The organism is Streptacidiphilus sp. MAP12-16, from assembly GCF_041262165.1.
In the GTDB taxonomy this organism is placed as follows: Bacteria; Actinomycetota; Actinomycetes; order Streptomycetales; family Streptomycetaceae; genus Streptacidiphilus.
Map to the genome: position 1 here is coordinate 104,544 of NZ_JBGCBY010000019.1, position 17,972 is coordinate 122,515.

At 69.9% G+C, this 17,972-nt stretch carries 22 protein-coding genes and 2 pseudogenes; 11 read left to right on the top strand and 13 right to left on the bottom strand.

The genetic code is table 11. The annotated features are described in order from the left end of the window. Nucleotides 1-59 precede the first annotated feature (59 nt). The 4 genes from ABIA33_RS24320 (at nt 60) to ABIA33_RS24335 (ending at nt 4,822) form a co-directional block, all read left to right on the top strand. Nucleotides 60-974, top strand: a complete 915-nt coding sequence (locus ABIA33_RS24320) for an NAD(P)-dependent oxidoreductase (protein WP_370084531.1) — start codon at nt 60-62, stop codon at nt 972-974. A 1-nt stretch (nt 975) separates the two neighbouring features. Further along, complete coding sequence (locus ABIA33_RS24325) at nt 976-2,142, top strand: iron-containing alcohol dehydrogenase (protein WP_370084532.1); 1,167 nt, start codon at nt 976-978, stop codon at nt 2,140-2,142. Nucleotides 2,143-2,186: 44 nt separating this feature from the next. Beyond that, nucleotides 2,187-3,668: an NAD-dependent succinate-semialdehyde dehydrogenase gene (locus ABIA33_RS24330; protein ID WP_370084533.1), complete on the top strand. Its 1,482-nt coding sequence runs from the start codon at nt 2,187-2,189 to the stop codon at nt 3,666-3,668. 416 nt (nt 3,669-4,084) lie between these two features. Beyond that, the gene (locus tag ABIA33_RS24335; protein ID WP_370084534.1) at nt 4,085-4,822 is read left to right on the top strand and encodes a hypothetical protein; all 738 of its coding nucleotides are present in this window, start codon (nt 4,085-4,087) and stop codon (nt 4,820-4,822) included. A gap of 363 nt (nt 4,823-5,185) precedes the next feature. On the opposite strand, the gene ABIA33_RS24340 is transcribed toward ABIA33_RS24335, so the two are convergent. From ABIA33_RS24340 to ABIA33_RS24350, 3 genes are all read right to left on the bottom strand, one after another. After that, the gene (locus ABIA33_RS24340) at nt 5,186-5,521 is read right to left on the bottom strand and encodes a hypothetical protein (RefSeq protein ID WP_370084535.1); all 336 of its coding nucleotides are present in this window, start codon (nt 5,519-5,521) and stop codon (nt 5,186-5,188) included. Between the two features lie 19 nt (nt 5,522-5,540). Beyond that, nucleotides 5,541-5,672, bottom strand: a complete 132-nt coding sequence (locus ABIA33_RS24345) for a hypothetical protein (protein ID WP_370084536.1) — start codon at nt 5,670-5,672, stop codon at nt 5,541-5,543. 230 nt (nt 5,673-5,902) lie between these two features. Next, nucleotides 5,903-6,331 carry a hypothetical protein gene (locus tag ABIA33_RS24350; RefSeq protein WP_370084537.1) on the bottom strand — a complete coding sequence of 143 codons (429 nt, stop codon included), beginning with the start codon at nt 6,329-6,331 and terminating at the stop codon, nt 5,903-5,905. A 395-nt stretch (nt 6,332-6,726) separates the two neighbouring features. Here ABIA33_RS24350 and ABIA33_RS24355 point away from each other — a divergent pair, with 395 nt between their 5' ends. After that, the gene (locus tag ABIA33_RS24355; protein WP_370084538.1) at nt 6,727-7,011 is read left to right on the top strand and encodes a DDE-type integrase/transposase/recombinase; all 285 of its coding nucleotides are present in this window, start codon (nt 6,727-6,729) and stop codon (nt 7,009-7,011) included. On the opposite strand, the pseudogene ABIA33_RS24360 reads toward ABIA33_RS24355, so the two are convergent. The 9 genes and pseudogenes from ABIA33_RS24360 to ABIA33_RS24400 form a co-directional block, all read right to left on the bottom strand. Further along, nucleotides 6,909-7,193, bottom strand: a pseudogene (locus ABIA33_RS24360) (DUF6544 family protein); the annotation flags it as partial. The gene ABIA33_RS24355 and the pseudogene ABIA33_RS24360 overlap by 103 nt on opposite strands. Continuing rightward, nucleotides 7,190-7,867, bottom strand: a complete 678-nt coding sequence (locus ABIA33_RS24365; RefSeq protein WP_370084539.1) for a hypothetical protein — start codon at nt 7,865-7,867, stop codon at nt 7,190-7,192. The pseudogene ABIA33_RS24360 and the gene ABIA33_RS24365, both read right to left, overlap by 4 nt. Then, nucleotides 7,864-9,111 carry a hypothetical protein gene (locus ABIA33_RS24370; protein ID WP_370084540.1) on the bottom strand — a complete coding sequence of 416 codons (1,248 nt, stop codon included), beginning with the start codon at nt 9,109-9,111 and terminating at the stop codon, nt 7,864-7,866. The genes ABIA33_RS24365 and ABIA33_RS24370 overlap by 4 nt, the downstream gene beginning before the upstream one ends. A 591-nt stretch (nt 9,112-9,702) precedes the next feature. Next, nucleotides 9,703-9,849: a hypothetical protein gene (locus tag ABIA33_RS24375; protein WP_370084541.1), complete on the bottom strand. Its 147-nt coding sequence runs from the start codon at nt 9,847-9,849 to the stop codon at nt 9,703-9,705. 152 nt (nt 9,850-10,001) lie between these two features. Further along, nucleotides 10,002-10,196: a hypothetical protein gene (locus tag ABIA33_RS24380; RefSeq protein WP_370084542.1), complete on the bottom strand. Its 195-nt coding sequence runs from the start codon at nt 10,194-10,196 to the stop codon at nt 10,002-10,004. Then, nucleotides 10,193-10,402: a hypothetical protein gene (locus ABIA33_RS24385; RefSeq protein WP_370084543.1), complete on the bottom strand. Its 210-nt coding sequence runs from the start codon at nt 10,400-10,402 to the stop codon at nt 10,193-10,195. The genes ABIA33_RS24380 and ABIA33_RS24385 overlap by 4 nt, the downstream gene beginning before the upstream one ends. Before the next feature lie 2 nt (nt 10,403-10,404). Further along, nucleotides 10,405-10,761 carry an alkylmercury lyase gene (locus tag ABIA33_RS24390; protein ID WP_370084544.1) on the bottom strand — a complete coding sequence of 119 codons (357 nt, stop codon included), beginning with the start codon at nt 10,759-10,761 and terminating at the stop codon, nt 10,405-10,407. Nucleotides 10,762-10,880: 119 nt separating this feature from the next. Continuing rightward, nucleotides 10,881-11,147 (bottom strand): metal-sensitive transcriptional regulator, encoded by a 267-nt coding sequence (locus ABIA33_RS24395; RefSeq protein WP_370084545.1) that lies wholly within the window; start codon nt 11,145-11,147, stop codon nt 10,881-10,883. 93 nt (nt 11,148-11,240) lie between these two features. Further along, complete coding sequence (locus ABIA33_RS24400) at nt 11,241-13,418, bottom strand: MMPL family transporter (protein ID WP_370084546.1); 2,178 nt, start codon at nt 13,416-13,418, stop codon at nt 11,241-11,243. Nucleotides 13,419-13,897: 479 nt separating this feature from the next. On the opposite strand from ABIA33_RS24400, the gene ABIA33_RS24405 reads away from it, so the two are divergent. The 6 genes from ABIA33_RS24405 to ABIA33_RS24430 all read left to right on the top strand — a co-directional run bounded on the left by ABIA33_RS24405 (nt 13,898) and on the right by ABIA33_RS24430 (nt 17,542). Continuing rightward, complete coding sequence (locus tag ABIA33_RS24405; RefSeq protein WP_370084547.1) at nt 13,898-14,284, top strand: DUF302 domain-containing protein; 387 nt, start codon at nt 13,898-13,900, stop codon at nt 14,282-14,284. 283 nt (nt 14,285-14,567) lie between these two features. Further along, nucleotides 14,568-15,686: a Ku protein gene (locus ABIA33_RS24410; RefSeq protein WP_370084548.1), complete on the top strand. Its 1,119-nt coding sequence runs from the start codon at nt 14,568-14,570 to the stop codon at nt 15,684-15,686. Next, nucleotides 15,683-15,811 (top strand): hypothetical protein, encoded by a 129-nt coding sequence (locus ABIA33_RS24415; protein ID WP_370084549.1) that lies wholly within the window; start codon nt 15,683-15,685, stop codon nt 15,809-15,811. The genes ABIA33_RS24410 and ABIA33_RS24415 overlap by 4 nt, the downstream gene beginning before the upstream one ends. Before the next feature lie 77 nt (nt 15,812-15,888). Next, a complete protein-coding gene (locus ABIA33_RS24420) occupies nt 15,889-16,071 on the top strand; it encodes a hypothetical protein (RefSeq protein WP_370084550.1) in 183 nt (60 codons plus the stop codon). A 140-nt stretch (nt 16,072-16,211) separates the two neighbouring features. Further along, entirely contained in the window at nt 16,212-16,796 is a 585-nt protein-coding gene (locus tag ABIA33_RS24425; protein ID WP_370084551.1) for a GNAT family N-acetyltransferase, read from the top strand. A gap of 203 nt (nt 16,797-16,999) precedes the next feature. After that, nucleotides 17,000-17,542 (top strand): GNAT family N-acetyltransferase, encoded by a 543-nt coding sequence (locus tag ABIA33_RS24430; RefSeq protein WP_370084552.1) that lies wholly within the window; start codon nt 17,000-17,002, stop codon nt 17,540-17,542. A 146-nt stretch (nt 17,543-17,688) separates the two neighbouring features. Here ABIA33_RS24430 and ABIA33_RS24435 read toward each other — a convergent pair. Next, nucleotides 17,689-17,964, bottom strand: a pseudogene (locus ABIA33_RS24435) (hypothetical protein); the annotation flags it as partial. Nucleotides 17,965-17,972: the final 8 nt, after the last annotated feature.

The following is a 17,972-nucleotide window of genomic DNA, read 5'->3' on the forward strand; positions in this document are numbered from 1 at the left end:
CGCTATGTCAGAGCGGATCGAGAACCGATATCCGGACAACCGGGAAGGAGCACAGTCGCGTGGAAACAGGATTCATCGGCCTGGGGCACATGGGCGGGCCGATGGCACTCAACCTGCTCAAGGCCGGCTTCGCCGTCACCGTGCACGACGCCCGTCGCGAGGCCGCCGAGGAGCACCTCACCGCAGGCGCCTCCTGGGCGGACTCCGCCGCCGACTGCGCCGCGCGCAGCGATCTCCTCGTCACCATGCTGCCGGGGCCGCGCCAGGTCGAGGCGGTCCTGCTGCGCGCCGGTGCCGCCGCCGCGCTGCGCCCCGGCAGCACCTGGATGGACATGTCGACATCCGCGCCCGAGACCGCCCGCCGTGTCGCCGAGGTGCTGGACCCACGCGGCGTCCAGCACCTGGACGCCCCCGTCAGCGGCATGGCCAAGGGCGCCTCCGCAGGCACCCTGCAGATCTTCGTCGGTGGCGACTTTGAGGCGTACCAGCGGCAACGCCCGGTACTGGAGGCGATGGGCGACCCCGAGCGGATCTTCCACGTCGGCCCGAACGGTGCCGGCTACACCGTCAAGCTGATGATCAATCTGCTTTGGTTCGCCCACCTGGTGGCCACCTCCGAGGTGCTCACCATGGGCGTCAAGGCAGGCGTGGACCTCGCCACCCTGCGTACCGCCCTGATAGCCAGCCCCGCCAACAGCAACTTCCTGCAGCACGACATCCAGGCGCTGCTGGACTCCGGCGACTACGACGAATCCTTCGCCATGGCCCTGGCCTGCAAGGACCTTGGACTGGCCGTCGACCTGGGCCGCGACCTCGGTGTCCCGGTCGAACTCTCCGCCCTGGTCGAGCAGATCTACCGGCGGGGCCGCGCCCAGTACGGCGACCTGGCCGGCGAGATGATCCCGGTCCGGCTCTACGAGGACATCGCAGGCATCGAACTGCGCACCCCCGCGGCCGCGCAGAAGGGACACTGACATGCTCTCCGAGCAGACCCTCAGCATCTCCCCGCACGGGCGGATCGAATTCGGCGCCGGCTCCCTGCAGCGCCTCCCCGACGCGGTGGTCGGCGTCGGCAAGCACCGCGTCTTCCTGGTCACCGATCCCGGCATCAAAGCATGCGGGGTACTCGCTCAGGTCCTCGACGTCCTCGCCGCAGCGGGCATCGAGACCGAGGTCTACGACGGCGTCGAGCCCAACCCCTCCACCGCGACCATCGACGCCGCCGCCGCACAGCTGCGCCGCTTCGGCGACGCCGCGGTCGTCCCGGTCGGCGGAGGCTCCAGCCTGGACGCCGCCAAAGGCATCTCCCTGGCCGCCGTCAACGGCGGACAGGCCGCCGACTACGACTACCGCAACGAGCCCAAGCAGCCCGCGCTGCCGCTGATCGCCGTCCCTACCACGGCCGGAACCGGCGCGGAGACCAACGGCTTCGGGGTCATCGAGAACCGCGCCGCCCACTGCAAGATCTACCTCGGACACGCCTCCGCCCAGCCCGTCGTCTCCATCCTCGACCCCATCCTCACCGTGGGACTACCCAGCGCCGCCACCGCCGCGACGGGCCTGGACGCCCTCGTCCACGGCATCGAGTCACTCACCTCCCGCAGCCGCAACCCGCTCTCGGAGGCATACGCCCACCAGGCCGTCCGACTCGTGTACCGCTGGCTACCGGCCGCCGTCACCGACGGCACTGACCTGGAGGCACGCGCCCAACTGCTCCTCGGCGCGCATCTCGCCGGACTGGCTCTCAGCATCTCCGGCCTCGGCCTGGTCCACGGCATCGCCCATGCCGTCAGCGCCCGCACCGGCGCGGCCCACGGCCTGGCACTGGGCTCCGTGCTCGACCACGTGCTCGCCTTCAACCTGGTGGACGCAACGAGTGCCTACGCCGAACTCTCCTTCGATCTCGGAATCGCGTGCACCGACCGGCAGGAAGAGGCCAACGCTGAGGCCGTGGCTCCCGCCTGCCGGGCCTTCGCCGAGAGGGTAGGCGCGCACACCACGCTCGCCGGGCTCGGCTGCGACGCGGCGATGGTCCCCGACCTGGCCCGCACCGCCCTCGCCGACGCGGTCACCGCCAACAATCCACGACAGCCCAGCCAGCCCGAGTTGGAGGCGCTGCTCCTGGCCGCGCTGGACGGTTGACAGAGCTCCCGCCAGCCCGCGAATCGACCCTGGAGACCAGGCAAATGCCCCCTACCGACTCCGACACCACAACAGAGCGCGCCTTGCTGGCGGCCGTACCCACGGGCTGTCTCATCGACGGCCGGTGGCGACCCGCAGCACGCGGAGAGCTCTTCACGGTCTTCGACCCGGCGACCGGTCTACCCCTCACCCAGGTCAGCGACGCCGCACCGGAAGACGTGTCCGACGCCCTGGACGCAGCCTGCCGGGCGCAACCGGTCTGGGCCGCCACCGCGCCCCGGCAGCGCTCCGAACTCCTTCGGCGCGCCTACGACCTCCTGCACACCCGGCGCGAGGAATTCGCGTTGCTCATCACGCTGGAGATGGGCAAACCCCTGGCCGAGTCCCGAGCCGAGGTTGCCTACGCGGCCGACTACCTGTTGTGGTTCAGCGAACAGGCCGTCCGGATCGCGGGGGAGTACCGGATCTCGCCCCAAGGCGACTCCCGCATCGTCACCATGCGCCAACCGGTGGGCCCGTGCCTGCTCGTCACCCCGTGGAACTTCCCGCTCGCGATGATGACCCGCAAGGCCGCCCCCGCCTTCGCCGCAGGGTGCACCGCGATCCTCAAACCCGCCGAAGACACTCCCTTGACCTGCCTGTACTTCGCCCAGATCCTGGTGGAGGCCGACATACCCGCCGGAGTGGTCAACGTCCTCCCCACCAGCCGCCCCGCGCCGCTGGTCGCCCAGCTACTTGCAGACCCCCGGCTGCGCAAGCTCTCCTTCACCGGCTCCACCGAGGTCGGCCGGTCTCTTGCCGCCACAGCGGGCGCCCGCATGCTGCGCAGCTCAATGGAACTCGGTGGCAACGCCCCCTTCCTGGTCTTCGAGGACGCCGACCTCCAGGCGGCCGTGGAGGGGGCGCTGCTCGCCAAACTCCGCAATGCCGGCGAATCCTGCGTTGCAGCCAACCGCTTCCTCGTCCACGAAGACCTGGCCGACGCGTTCACGAGTCAGCTGGCCGACCGCATGTCCTCTCTCGTCCTGGCCCGCGGCACCGACCCTGCCGCCCAGATGGGTCCCCTCATCAACGAACGGCAACGGGCGAGGGTGGCCCGACTCGTGGACGACGCGGTGGCGCGCGGCGCTCAGGTCGTCACCGGCGGCGGCCCACGGCTCGACCCCGGATGGTTCTACCCGCCGACGGTGCTCGCGGACGTGCCGCCCGGCGCAATGATCAGCAGCCAGGAGGTGTTCGGGCCGGTCGCCACGGTCTGCTCGTTCAAGGGCGAGGACGAGGCAGTCCGACTCGCCAACGACACCGAAGCAGGGCTGGTCGCCTACCTCTACACCCGCGACATCAACCGAGCCCTGCGCGTATCCGAGCTGCTGGACGCCGGCATGGTGGGGCTGAACCGCGGCCTGGTCTCCAACGCCGCCGCGCCCTTCGGCGGCGTGAAGCAGTCCGGGCTCGGCAAGGAAGGCGGATTCGAGGGTCTCGACGAATATCTGACGATCAAGTACCTGGCCGTCGACCAGACCTGATCCGTAAATGAAGCAGTGACCGGGCAGCGCGGGTTGCCCCTCTGGGCGCGGTGCCGTGACAGGTGGTGGCAGGCGGGTAGCGATCAGGCGGTGCCGGCGGTCGGCGTGGTGATGGTGACCTGGCAGCCGAGGGATTCCAGTTGTCGGACCGGGTCGCGGGCTTTGCGGGCGGGCTCGGTCCATCGTAGGTACTGGGCGGCCCCGAGGCCGGTGTAGCGGGCGGTGGGGTCCTCGATGTGCCTGGTCGAGCTCAGCGACCGTGTCGGTGGGATCGATTAGGCCTAGTGGCGGCTCCGTTCAGCGGGCCGTAACGCGCCTGGCCCCGGTACGGGCTTGCGCGTCGCCAAGTTTCCTTTCCTGCAGCTACATTGACGATTCATAAGGTCTGCGAGGAAATCTGTTGGGGGGAGATCACCATGGCCGCAGGACCGAATGGTGCAAGGGAGCGGGCTCGACGGATCTTGGAGGTCGCTGTCCCGGTCGGGCTGGGGGCAGTACTGACCGTGCTCAATGCGCTGGGCGTGATGAACTCCAGCTACGCGGCAGCTGCTGTCCTTGGGGTGCTGGGCGTCATCGGGTACGGCCAGATCGGGCGGGACCGGCAATCCGCTGACCACTTCGACCAGCTGGGGCGGCAACTGTCCGCAGTCCAGCAGGCCTTCGACGGCGTGAGCGAGCTTCAGTTCTACAACCATCACGAACTCTTCTACGAAGCGCTCGCCCAGCAGGTCAGTCAAGCCAAAGAGGAGGTTCTGGTCTGCTACTTTCGCCGTTACGCCCCTGATGAACTGAACAGTCCGGTGGTCCACGCCTACTTCACTGCCTGCAAGGATTGGGTCTTGGCCGCCCCTACCCACCAGTTGCGCCGGATGGTCACCTCGGATAACGCGCCGGGTTTGACGGCATGGAAGGACGCGCAACGCCAGCTGGCACTCGAGCACCGCGCCAGGTACCTGGTGAGACTCGTGGACGTTCAGGGTGATGCGCTGAGCGTCTCGATCATCGACAGGGAGCAGGTCTTCTTCACCGTCGGAACCGATCCCGATGTCGTTACCGGGTTCAGCTTGCGCAGCGCGAAGCTGGGCGAGTACCTCCGCAGGTACCACCAGTCGCTGTGGGACAAGGGGCGCGACATCACCCTCCCTGCCCCTTGAATGCCTGTTCGCACACCGTACCGAGGCCATTGGTCCTGCACCGCACCAGAACGGCGCTCGGACGGGTGGGAACCGCTCCGGCATCCCCTGTCGGCGTCGCGTTGTGCCCTCGGCTCGGGCTTACTGGTCGTGGCGTTGGGCGCTGAGATGGAGTGCTCGTCCGGCGCCCCTGGGCGTAGGTCCCCCGTGGGCCCGGCGGAACGGGAGCCCATCTTCAGGGTGTGTCAGGGGCTCTCGCTCACGAACTGCTTTCGATCTCGGCTTCGTGCAGCGTTGAGGTCTGACCTGCGCAAACAGTCCACGACTCGCGGGAGTTGGGTGTAGTGCAGGCTGCATTGCGCCCCACTGCGGCACCCATTCTCGTCACGCCCCTGCTGCTGTCCGGTAAGCCGCCGCGTCATCCCCCTCACGGGCCGACCGTGCCCGCTCCTGCTGCCGCAGGTGGGTGATCGGCTGGAGGGCGGAGGCGGCCTGGCCGCGCTGCTCGTAGGTCCGGTCAGCGATGGCCACCAGCTGGTCGCTGACCGCGGTGACGCCTTTGTCCCAGCCGGCCTCGTAGTCCTGGCCGTGCTCCCGGTCCCCGCAGCCGCCCAACTCGACCACCACCAGCCGCAAGCAGGCCTCGCTGGAGTTCTGCTGATAGTGCGTGACCTGCCGCAGCGGCACCTCGCTGCGCTCCATCGCTCCGACCTCCCTCACCACTGCATCCCCAGTTACTTCAGAGCCGCCAGCTGCTCGGGGTCTTGTCGCGGCGGGTTTTGGTGTTGGAGATCCAGACCCCCAGCTTGACCACTGCTCCGTCCTCGGCCCCGCCCACGACTTCCTCCGTGTGGGCTCTGGCGACCGTCACCGACCCAGTCCCGGGCCCTGGCAGTGACGCAGGGCTGCCAGTCCCCGGGTGATGGCCGTGGACGCCCTCCAGCGCCCTTCGCGGCCGCCGGCTGCTCCTCCAGGGCGAGGCAGGGGTTGGCCTTCTCTGCGTGTCGGCGGCGGGGCGGCGGGGGCCAGGTGTTGCGCCGGGCTGGAAGAACTCCGTGCTCTGGCAGGCCGGAGCCTGCCAGAGCAGCGTGTTGAATCGGGTCAGTCCTCGATCTGGATGCTCTGGCCGGCACCGTTGGTCGAGGTCACACCCTCGGTTGTGCCGGGCAACACGTTGGTGCACAGGACGATGGGGCTGCCGGAGTACTTGACGTACCCGGCGTTGCACGCGCCCCAGTTCCCGTTGCCGTAGTAGAGCCAGCCCTCGTAGCTGACGCCGGCCTTGCCCGACCACAGGTTGAAGTCATGGCAGGTGGTGCTGGACGTGCTCGGCTTGGTGAAGGTCGAGCCGCCGGAGAATTCGGGGAGACCGTGGGCGTTGGTGCCCGTCGTGCCCGTCGTGCCGGTCCGGAATACACAGCCGACCGCGGCCGGGGTCGCCGCCTGGGCGGGGGCCGCGGCGACGGCGGTCACGCTCCCGATCAGTGCGAAGGCCGCCACGCCGGTCACGAGTCGCTGGGGCATCCTCATGTGCTTCTCCTCTTGGGACAAGGGGTGTTCTGGGTTCCGGGACCCGATCCCTTCGGGCCCGGAGTACGCCGATCCTGGCGGGGAAGGTGTCCCGCAGGCTAGAGCCGCTGACCGGATGACGGATTCCTGGGACGGCGCCGCTGTGACCTGCGGGGACGCGGTATTCGGTGCGGGCCCGGTGGGACGACTCTGCCTGGACGGCAGCTTGTGGATGGGGGATGAGCCACGACCGCGTGCACACCGCGGGGAGGAGCTGACCCGATCCGCGACTCGATCCAAGACTCGATCCGCGGATGATGAAGGAGTGGGCGCCGGTGTCCGTAGCTGTCTGTCTGGATGCCCGGATCGGCACATTGGTCGCATGGGCATCGTCAACGAGGTAGTCGCTGGTCTGGGTGTCGCGGGCGTGCTGGGGGGCGGCTGCTGGGTGCGAGGGTCCGTTGTGGCTCTCGGCGATCCGCGACGCGTTCTCCCGCCGCGTGGTGGCCTGGGAGACCTCCGCCCGTGCGGACGCCGACCTGGCCCTGGCCACTCTGAAGTACGCCCTGGCCAGCCGCCAGGTACTGCCCGGACAACTCGTCCACCACGCGGACCACGGCTGCCAGTACACATCCATCAAGCAACGGGCGCGGAAGGACCGGTCGCGGGGCAGGCCGACCACGCCCATGAACCGCAGGTAGCGCTGCACGGCGTCCGGTAGCCCGGCCAGGTCGGCATCGGTCACCACGGCTTCGGGATACGGTCCGGCCCGCAGTGCGGCGGCAGTGACCTGCTTCGACATCGCGTCGTACAGGCGGTCTTTGGGCCGAGGCGGGGGTTGCGCCAGGTTGCCACGGTCCATCGCGCGGCGCGTGCCAGTCATCGGTCGGTGTCGACGGGTCGGGTGCGGCGGCGGATCGCCACCGTACCGGTGACCAGTGCCAGGACAGCTGTGAGCGGGGTGATTGCGGACCACCAGGTGATCGCCGCACAGGGCAGTGCCCCGAGCAGCAGGACGCCCGCTGCGACAGGTACGGAACGGCCCGCGATCCATGGCGCGGCCGCCACGGCGAGCCCTGCGGCCAGCCCCAGCACCAGCGGGAGCGGCGTGTCGGCGGTCGCGGCGACGAGCATCAGGCAGGCGCCCAGGATGCCGGTGAGGACGGCCGGCCAGGCACCTCGAACGGCGCGCGCAACACCGGCGGGCGCGGCGCTGATCTCGGCAGCCGCGGCCGACAGCAGCAGAGCGCCGGGAGCCCACCACAGCCGCCCCACCGTGGAGAAGCACACCAGGCCCGCGACCAGCTCGGTTGCGGCCACGGCGGCGCGGTGTCCGGTGCTCGGCGGCCGGATCGCCCGCAGCTGGACCAGTGCTGCCGCCAGGGCCAGGCCCGACAGGCCGATCGTCAGCAGGCCCAGCGGGAGCGGATTGGACTTGCTGCCTGCCCAGGCCCCCAACTGTGTGCCGGCGGCCGCCTGGACTATGCCGGCGACCACGCCGAGCGCGCCGCCGAGCAGGCCCGACCATGCCGCGTACCGGTCCGAGCGCGCGCTCACAGGATCACCTCCGAAGCCGGCCGGCGCGGGGACTGCCGCCCGGAACGTACGGGACGGCCGAGCCGGAAGGCGACCAGGGCCTCCCGACTGCCCGGGGCCGCAACCAGCGCGGCCAGACCCAGTGCGGCCAGCCGCGGACCGAACTCCGGCTGCCGACCCAGACTGCGGTCGCGGTCGACGCGTTCAGTGATCTGGTTCATGTGCTGCAACGCCAGCCCCCGCGCGGTGACGGCGAGATGGATCCGCTGCAGCAGCCGTCCGCCGGCGAGTTGCTGCGCAGGGTCACGTGGGTCGGCGACCAGGAGGACGCCGTAGGCGGCGGCCGTCTTGGTGTGCACTGTGCGGGTCTGGTTCACCCAGAATGTGTCCCCGGACGCGCGGGAGGTCGCGGGCAGTAGCTTGGCGATGGAAGTCGTCAGGGAGCCCAGACCCTGGCCGTCGAGGGTCAGGCCGTCCTTGTGCCGCTCGATCGCGTCTGCGCTCGCGCGGAACCACCGGAACCCGTCCTCGGACTGAGCCTGGTCCGCGGTCACCGCCCGAGCGGCGTCGACCAGCAGCGCACCCATGTCCTGCTTGGCCCGGCTGGTCGTCAGCCAGACCGGGGTGACGGGCCCGGAGTTGTCGGCAAGGGCCGCCAGCTCGGCCAGGAAGCCGGCCGGTAGGGGCGCATCGGCGTATGGGCCGCGGTTGGAGCGGCGCGCGCCGATAGCGTCGTACAGCGCCGAGTTCTGCACCCGGCTGGCAGCCAGCTCGATCCGGGCGACCAGCCGCGGGTCGGACGGATCGGGCAGCAGAGCGACGCTGGGCTGGTAACCGCGGGCCCGAGCGGCCAGGACGAGGTTCTCCAGCGCGCAGCCGAGACCCACCCGCATCTCGCGGCCGTACGGGTCGGGTGCGGCCATGCGCCGGGTCGGGTCGGCGAGCAGGTCGATGCTGGTGTCGCTGACGCGGAAGTACCACGGCTGGGTGTTGTGTGGGCTGGCGGCGAGCACCGCCGCAGCCACCATGCCGCGCGGACCGGGCTGGTCGCGCCAGTGCCGCCACGCGTCGAAGGCCCTCCCACCCGTCGGGCCGAGCAGCTGGTTGTCGTACGCCCGGTAGGAGACGGCCCCTGTGCCGACCACCGCGATCGTGAGCACGCCCATGCCGGCTCCCCGGAGCACTCCGCGCCTGGACACCTCATGGTTCCGATCCTCGTCGGCCGGCTCGCCCCGGGGGACGGCGGGATGGGTCCGGTGAATCATGTGGCCCTCCTTACGGGTCGTGTACGGTAACGACTCCTTCGCCGATGAGCGGATCGCACGCTCGCCGGATCCAACACTCGTCGCCGAGGGAACCGGAGCGAAAGGGTCCAACAGACCCCCCGGCGGGCCACAGGTCCCACCGCACCCGCTGGACCTGCTGACTCGCAACAGCGGCGTCGCGCAGGGGCGGCCCCGCGGAGCCCCGCCGGACCTTCTTGCAAGGCTCGCAGCGAGTTCCACCACGTCCGGGACACCCAGCGCCGTTGTGATGGACGGGGAGCGGCCTGCCTCAGCCCTCCGGCTGGTGCCTCCGCGATGTCCCCACCTGGACGGCAGAGCAGACGCGAGGGGTAACCACTCCTCGCGCCTGGCCAGGGGTGCCGGTCGGGACGCGGACGACCCCTTGCGTGTGGGGGTGAGGCGATACCCGCGTCCTCTCGGGAGCGCCTCGCACCAGACACGATGGCTACCGATTGTTGCCCTGGTGTTGCCGATTCGTGTCGCGGGTGTACATATCGCCCTATACGGACATTGCGCCCGCACAGCAGAGGACCCCGACCTCGACCAGGGGGGCTTCGCCAGAGCTTCGGCCTACAGCGTGAACAGCTTCGAGTCCCCCTGGTGCTTGTTGGCACGTGCTGTCACGTCCCGCTTCAGCCGCAGGCGCTCCAACGCCGCCTGCACCTGGAGGTGTCCGGCCAGGCAGGCCGCAGCGTCCATATCCGGTACATGCCCCACGCGGTCTCATCGTGGTGCGCGTCCTGACTTCATGGAGGCGGTTCCTGCTCGCCGTGGTGGGGGAGGGGTGCGGTAGTGGGTGGTCCGGGCGATGGCAGCGCGCGGGAGCAGGTGGTGGTCCGTTCGAGGCTGGCCTCGTGGGGTGTCCTCGATCAGCTCGCCGGGCAGCACGTCGAGGGCTGGGACGGTCTCCAGATGCCGGTGGGCGGGTGATCGATCAGCAGCACCCGGTCGCCCTTGCGCAACAGGGCTGGGACGGTCAGGGGGGTGACGCCGAGCCGGTGGGTGTCACCGACGATCCCGCGTTGGGCGTCGGCGTCCAGTCCGGCCGGCCCGGGCCGGGTCACCGCTGGTCCTGTTCGGCCTGGTGCTCGGCCTCGGTGGCCTGGAGCCGGTAGGAGTCCGAACCGGTCTCGATCAGGGTGCAGAACCGCTGGCGTCGGGGGCCTCGCCGGTGACGGCGAAGTGCCGCAGCACCGCCTGCTGGACCGCCCGCAGGCCGCTTCGCCGGGGCGAGCCGCCCGCGTCCGCCTCGTCCCACCGGGTCGAGCACGTCTACGACCTCTGCGTGCCCGGCCTCAGCGGCTGCCGGAAACTGCCGAGTCCAGGGCCCGGCGCAGCTCCTTCACCGGGCGAGCCCTCCACACGACCATCCGCGCCCCGGTACAGGCGGCAGGACACGCTCGGGGCCGGGCAGGACACGCTCGGGGCCGCCCCGGGCGAGGCGAACGGGTCCACGCCGTCGATCAGGACGGTGGGCGAGCCGGTCATCCCCCACCGGGCGGCCTCGTCCTGAGTGGTGACCTCCACCAGGTCCAGGCTCGCGCTGCGGCCATCCAGCGCGGTGGTGATCCGCTTCTGGAGCACGAGGGCGTTCGGGCAGTTGGGGACCGTAGGCGCAGTGACGCGCATCGCTTGTTTCCTCGATCAGGCGGCCGGGGGCCAGGTCGGTGACCTCGCGTGCGGCTCGGCCCGCCGCCGGCGGCTTTCCGATGGCGGGCCGAGGAATCAGCTGGTCGGGAGCGGTTTGGTCAGGCCAGGGTGAGGAAGAGCTTTTCGAGTTCGGCTTCGGTCATGGGCGGTGCCGCGCCGTCCGCGGTGGCCATGCACTGGCGCATGCCGCTGGCGACGATTTTGAAGCCGGCGCGGTCCAGGGCGCGGGAGACGGCGGCGAGTTGGGTGACGACGTCCTTGCACTCGCGACCGGCCTCGATCATGGCGATGACGCCGGCGAGTTGTCCCTGGGCTCGGCGCAGGCGGTTCAGGACGGGGGTGGCGGCTTCCTCGTCAACGATCACAGCGATTCCTCTCTGGGTTGCAGCCCCATTGTACCCCCTGGGGTATGAGTGGCCCGGGGCGGTGGGCCACCGGGTGGGGCTCCGGGCTGCGGCTCAGCCATGGGAGAAGTGGATGTCGGGCAGGATCTTGCGCAGCCATGCCGGGCACCTCCAGGCGGCGTGGCCGGTCAGGCGGAGCATGACGGGCAGCAGGACCAGGCGGACCAGGGCGGCGTCGAGAAGCACGGCGACACCCAGGACGATGCCCATCTCCTTGGGGGGCAGCGGGCCCGAGAGGGCGAAGGTAAAGAAGACGGCGACCATGACGGCCGCGGCGGAGAAGATCACGCGCCCGGAGTGGGCCAGCGCCCCGACCATGGCCTGCTTGGGGTCGCCGGTCTGCTCGTAGTGCTCCTTGGCGGAGGCCAGGAGGAAGACGGTGTAGTCCATGGCGATGGCGAAGATCATGGCGAAGAAGAAGACGGGCGCCCAGCCGTCGAGGAAGCCCTGCGGGGTGAAGCCGAGGAGACTGGCGCCGTGGCCGTCCTGGAAGACCAGGCGGGCCACGCCGAAGGCGGCTCCGGTGGACAGCAGGCTGGCCGCGGTGCCCAGGGCCGCGATCAGCGGGGCTTGCAATGCGATCAGCAGCAGGACGAAGCCCAGGGCCAGGATGACGCCGATGACCAGGGGGGTCTTGTCGTTGAGTGCGTGCTGCAGGTCCAGGTTCTCCACGGCCGCGCCGCCGACCAGGGTGCCGTGCGGCAGTTCGGCGCGCAGCTGGTCCACGGTGGCGGCGAGTTTGGGGTCGGAGGGGTCGACGGTGGGGACGGCCTGGACCATGGACCAGGCGGAGCCGTCGGCGGCCTTCTGCACGGGCATGGTGAACGCGATCCCGGGTGTCCTGGCGACCTGCGCCTGGACGGTGGGGCCCTGGGCGGCGGGCGTGATGATCTGCAAAGTGCCGGGAGCGCCAGGTCCGAACGCCTGCTGGACGGCGGTGTAGCCGGTGCGGGCGGAGGCGTCGGAGGGGATGACGGTGATGGACGGCATCGCGGTGCGCAGGCCGATCACCGGGGCGGCCAGGGCCAGCAGGGCGACCAGGGCCACGGCGCCGTAGGCCAGGGGCTTCTTCCACAGGCGTTCGCCCCAGGCGGCGAACCGTGCCGATCGGTGCTCGCCAGTGCGTACCCAGGGCAGGGCGAGGGCGTCGACGCGGTGTCCGAGCCTGCCAAGGACTGCGGGCAGCAGGGTCAAGGTGGCGCCCAGGACGAAGAGCACAGCGAGCATGATGCCCCCGGCCATGGAGCGGAACGCGGGGGAGGGGACGAGCATGACGGCGGACAGCGCGACCAGGACGGTGGCGCCGGACAGCAGGACCGCCTTGCCGGCTGTGTCCATGGTCTCGGCCAACGCCTGGGCGGTGGTGCGGTTGTTGCCCATGCGTGCGCCGCGGAAGCGGACCACCAGGAACAGGGCGTAGTCGATGCCCAGGGCGAGGGCGAACATCATGGCGAAGTTCATGGCCCAGACCGAGACCGGGAACAGGTGGCTGATCAGCACCAGGGACCCGGCCGAGGCGGCCAGTCCGGCCATGGTCAGCAGGAGCGGCAGTCCGGCGGCGACCAGGGAGCCGAACGCCAGCACCAGGATCGCCATGGTCACGGGCCAGGACAGGATCTCGGAGTGCATCATCGCGTTGTGGTTGGCGGCGTTGAAGTCACTCCACAGCACGGAGGCACCGGTAGCGTGCACGGTGATGCCGCCGGTGGACAGGGCGGCCAGGGGGCCCTTGAGGGCGTCGGCGGCGCGCACCATGTCATCCGGATTGGCCTTGGCCCCGGCCAGCAGGATGGCGGTGCGCCCGTCCTTGCTGATGGTGGCTCCGGGTTGGGGGGCGACGACGGCGGAGATCCGCGGGTCGGCCCTGAGCAGGCCTGTGGCCTGGGTGATGACCTGCTGGACGGCGGGGTCGTTCACCGGCCGGTCGGCGGTCACCACGATCTGCAGTGCGGTGGAGGCGTTGCCGGCGAAGTGCTGCTGGGCCAGGGTGCGTACCTGGACCGAGTCCGAGCCGTTGGCCTGCCAGCCTGCCCCGGACAGGGCGGTGGTCACCTGGGGCGCGAACGCGCCCAGCGCGAGGACGAGCAGCAGCCAGGCCGCCAGCACGGTCTTGAACCGGCGTGCCGACCAGCCCCCCAGCCGCCCCAGCACTCCGGGACCGCGCACGAGGGCGGGAGTGGTGGGCGCAGCGGGTGGGCTGTCGGCCAGGGAGAGAGGGTCGGGGCGGTTCACGCAGGCTCCTGAATACGGGGTGGGGTATCTGGGCTAGGCAACAATACCCCAGTGGGTATCAACCAGCGCCGGAGGCCGGCGGGCCCCGCATCTTGGGCCGGTCCCGCCCGCAAAGGCCGCACTCCGGGCCGAATGCCCCTGCCGATGCGGGTGGACGGCGCTGCAGGAGGCTCCGGACGGCGGCCGTGCGGCCGGACCCCGTGCAGGTGCGAGGCATGGCGCGCCGGGGTGCTGACGGGTCTGCGCGACGGAAGCGGCCCGGGGTCCGACAGCCGGGCGCCACCACCGCTCCTTCCGTTCCACGGCGCAGTCGGGCCGCCGTGGCGCCTGGCCAACACGACATGCCCGGGGCGCCCGACGGGGTGGCTTCGGTGCCGACGCCCACAAACCGGACTGCGGAAAATACCTAGGGGGGTATAATGCAGTGTCGGGGCGCGCTTGCCCCGACATCGACGCGTAGCACCCGAAAGGCCTCGACGATGAGCTATGACCGCACTGTGCGCCTTGAGCGCGACTTCGCCACTACTGTGACGGACGTGCGCCAGGCCCTGGCTGACCAGGGCTTCGGCATCCTGACCGAGATCGACGTCACCGCCACCCTCAAGGCCAAGCTCGACCACGACATGGAGCCCTACCTCATCCTGGGTGCCTGCAACCCGCCGCTGGCGCACCGCGCCCTGGACATCGACCGCGCCATCGGCCTGCTCCTGCCCTGCAACGTGGTCGTGCGCCAGGACGGCGACCACACCCTGGTCCAGGCCTTGGACCCGCAGACCATGGTCACCCTGACCGGCCTCGACCGACTGGGCCCCGTCGCCGACGAGGCCGCCGCACGCCTGGACGCCGCCCTCGCCAGCCTCACCTGACCCCGGTCTCCCATCGCCCTCGCGGGACGCCCGACCCGAGCGCGCTGTCACCAAGGCGCGGGCAGCACGCCACCCCAACTTGGGGGACACCGTGCCGACCCCGCCGACGTAGATCCGCAGGCCCTGCGCGCCTGGGCGGCCGACGCGCGTGCGAGGACCGAGGAGCTCGCGAGCGTCATCGAGGACATCGCCGAGCACGGCCTGCCCGCCAGCACCGGTCGGTCCTGGGAGAAAGTTCGCGAAGCCCACCTCGCTGACCTCGCCAAAGGGCAAGATACGGCGCGTGTCGCCTAGTCAGGGCCCGCGTCGCGCCCGCGTGGAACCGACTGAGTTGGTCGAGCAGCAGCTCTCCAAGCTCACCGCAGCCGAGACTGCACGTCTGGACCGGGGCATCGTGGCACTGTCCGTGGCCCCCGAACTGGGGGTCCCGATTCCGGGGTCCCCATTGCGCGACTACCGCGATGACGTCGAGGACGTAATCGCCGCCGTCGCAGTTGTCTTCGCCTATCGCGGTCTCAACGACCAGCTAAAGCAGAACGACGCGATCGTGGGCGCCCAGTCCGCCATCAAGTGGCGACAGCAGGTGATTGAGCTTGTCTGTACCAAGCGCGTGAACGAGCGCACCGGCAACGAGGTCGACTTCCAGGACATCGTCAAGGGCTACCCGGTCGCCGAGGGCGAGTACGTGGTCGTCGAACCCGACGAGCTGGACCAGATCTCCCCCTCCCGCTCCAAGACCATCGAGGTAACTGGCTTCGTCGACCTGGACCAGGTGGAACCGGTCTTCTTCGACCGGACCTACTACATCGGCCCCAAAGGCGCCGAGTTCGCCAAGATATACAAGCTGCTCACCGATGCCCTGGAGGCGTCGAACCGGGCGGGTATCGCCTTGTTCGCGATGCGCGGTAAGGAGCACCTGACCGCGGTGCGTGCCCACAACGGGCTGCTGGAGCTGCACACGATGCACTTCGCGGACGTGATCCGCGACCCCCGCCAGGAGATCGACTCGCTCCCAACCGGGCAGGTGAAGGTGACCGAGAAGGAACTCGATACCGCCCGGCAGCTGGTCGACATGCTCGCCGTGGAGTGTGATCCCACCGCCTACCGGGACACGTTCGAAGAGCAGGTCCGCCAGTTGGTCAAGGACAAGGCGAGGGCCGGGAGATCGCCGTCTCACGCTGCGAGCCCGCTGGAGGCCACCAACGTGGTGGACCTGATGGACGCGCTGCAGCGCAGCGTGGAGGCCGCCCGCGGCAGCACGCCGACGCCTGCCGCCAAGAAGTCGAGTCCGCGCACGCCGAAAGCCTCCGACGGCACGAAGAGCACCTCCGCCAAGACGGCCAAGAGGGCGCCCGCGGCGAAGAAGCGCACGGGGCGGCGCGAGAGGACCTGTCCCAGTTGACCAAGGCGGAGCTGTACGAGCGGGCCGCGGAGCTGAACATCCCCAAGCGATCCGCGATGAGCCGCGACCAGCTCCAGGACGCGGTCGCCAGGGTCGGACGAGGGCACCTGCGCTCGGCGAACTGAACCAACCGACGGCATCGGCCTGCGTCAGGCGGGCGCGGCGGACTTGATGGGCAGAGACGCGAGCAGGGGAGGACAGGATGAGCTCCGGCGAGAACGACGGCATCAGCCGTCTTGGTGTTCTGATCGTTGACGCGATCATCGACGACGACCTCATGCGGGGTGCGGTCACCACGGCGATGGTCGCCGAACCCGGCAGGGTACTGGCCACGGTTGACGGCACTATGTACGTGATCACCATCGCTGCCAGCCCAGATGGCTGACGGTCGGGGTTGCTTGCTGCGGCGCAGAACGAATCGTCGCTTCGTTGCCGCACCGTCAGGTGGTGCGAGGCAGGGACTCCGCTTGAGGAACTGCACCTGCAGCCTTGACTTGTCTGGTGGCTTCCGGGCGATCATGGCCCATGAATCGTGCATTGTCGACGCCGCCAGCGGTCCCCTCAGGGATACTCTCCAGGGCCCCGCAGCCTGTGCTGTCCGCCGCCCAGGGCCTGCTGCTGCGGCCATGGGAACCGGCTGACGCTCGAGTATTCCTGTCGGCTTACCAGGACGATGAGATCCGCCGCTGGCACACGCGTCGCCCCCTCACAGAGGCCCATGTCCAGGAGTGGTTCGACGCCTACCGCCAGGACTGGGAACGCGAGAAGGGCGGCCACTGGGCCGTCGCCCGGAACGACGGCGAAGTGCTCGGCCGGATTGCTACGCGCAATTGGAATTTCGACGACGGCATCGCCGGCGTCGGCTACTGGGTGCTCCCAGCGGCCCGCGGCGCCGGTGTGGCGACCTGCGCCGTCACGGCGCTCTCGGCCTGGGCTCTGGATGAGATCGGCTTCTACCGCCTGCATTTGGACCACTCGACGCGCAACCATGCCTCCTGCCGTGTTGCTACGAAGTCCGGCTACCTGCTCGAAGGCACCAAGCGCAGTGCCGCGGTGCATGACGACGGCCGACACGACATGCACCAGCACGCCCGCATCCGGGAAGCTTGAGCCGGTCCGATCGGCGGATTACGCACGCCAGACGACAAAGCGCGGCGACGGAGACGGTGCCGAGAAAGGCGTACCGGCGCGTATCGGTGGGCCCGCCATCGTTGGCCAAGCGGATCGCGCTTCGACGCGGCCGTGCCTAGGGTGTGTATCGAAAGTGCCTGGTGAGGATGACGGAGAGCCCATTTGTGATCCAGAATGATTGGATGGTCACGCTTGAGACCCCCCGTTTGATCCTGCGTCGCTGGCGCGAGGAAGACGTTGCGCCTATGGCTGCCGTCAATGCCGACCCCGAGGTCATGCGGTGGATTCGTGACGGCAGCGTACGTGACGAACAGCAGACTCGCGGCGGGGTCCAGGCATGGGAGAGCGAGTGGGAGTCACAGGGCTTCGGCCTGTTCGCCGTGGAGATCCGGTCCACTGGCGAGCTGGCCGGGTTCACTGGGCTTTCGGTGCCCGACTTCTTGCCGGAGGTACTGCCGGCGGTTGAGGTCGGCTGGCGGTTGGGACGTTCCCACTGGGGGCAGGGCTTGGCCACCGAGGCCGCTGCGGCCGCTGTACGGTTCGGGTTCCAAGAGCGAGGGCTGGAGCGGATCGTCAGCATCACTCAAGTGGGCAACGACGCCTCCGAACGGATCATGACCAAACTGGGGATGCATCCGGTCCGTGAGACCGTCAATCCCACCTGCGGGCGGCGAGTACGGGTGTTCGAGTTGTCGTCGGACCAGTACGTCACAAGCACTCGTTGATGGCGGCAACGAGAACGGTAGCCTCGCAGCGGACCGCGAGTTTGTTGTACCGATGTCTCTTGAGGCGATTGATGCCGCACTCGACCGCGTGCCGGGCCTTGTAGACCTCTGGGCGCAGTGCAGGTCACGCCGGCGGTGAGGGTGCGTCAGCTGTCAGAGTCGGGAGCTGGGGTGACGTCGAGGATTCGTACGCTCTGTCCGGTCCAGCGGGCGGGGTCGGCGGTGGCGATAAACGCGCCGTTGGGGCGCTCGAGGCTGGGCTGGGTGGCGTGCCGGGTGTGGGCCTGGGCCCAGGTGTTGTCCTTGGCGAGGGCGAGGGCGGCGGGAAGGTCCAGGTCGACCACGGTGATGGCGGGCAGGGCGGCGAGGTGGTCGGCGGTTCCGGGGCGGGCGCGGTCGGCCTCGACCAGTGCAGCAGGTGCCGAGCCCC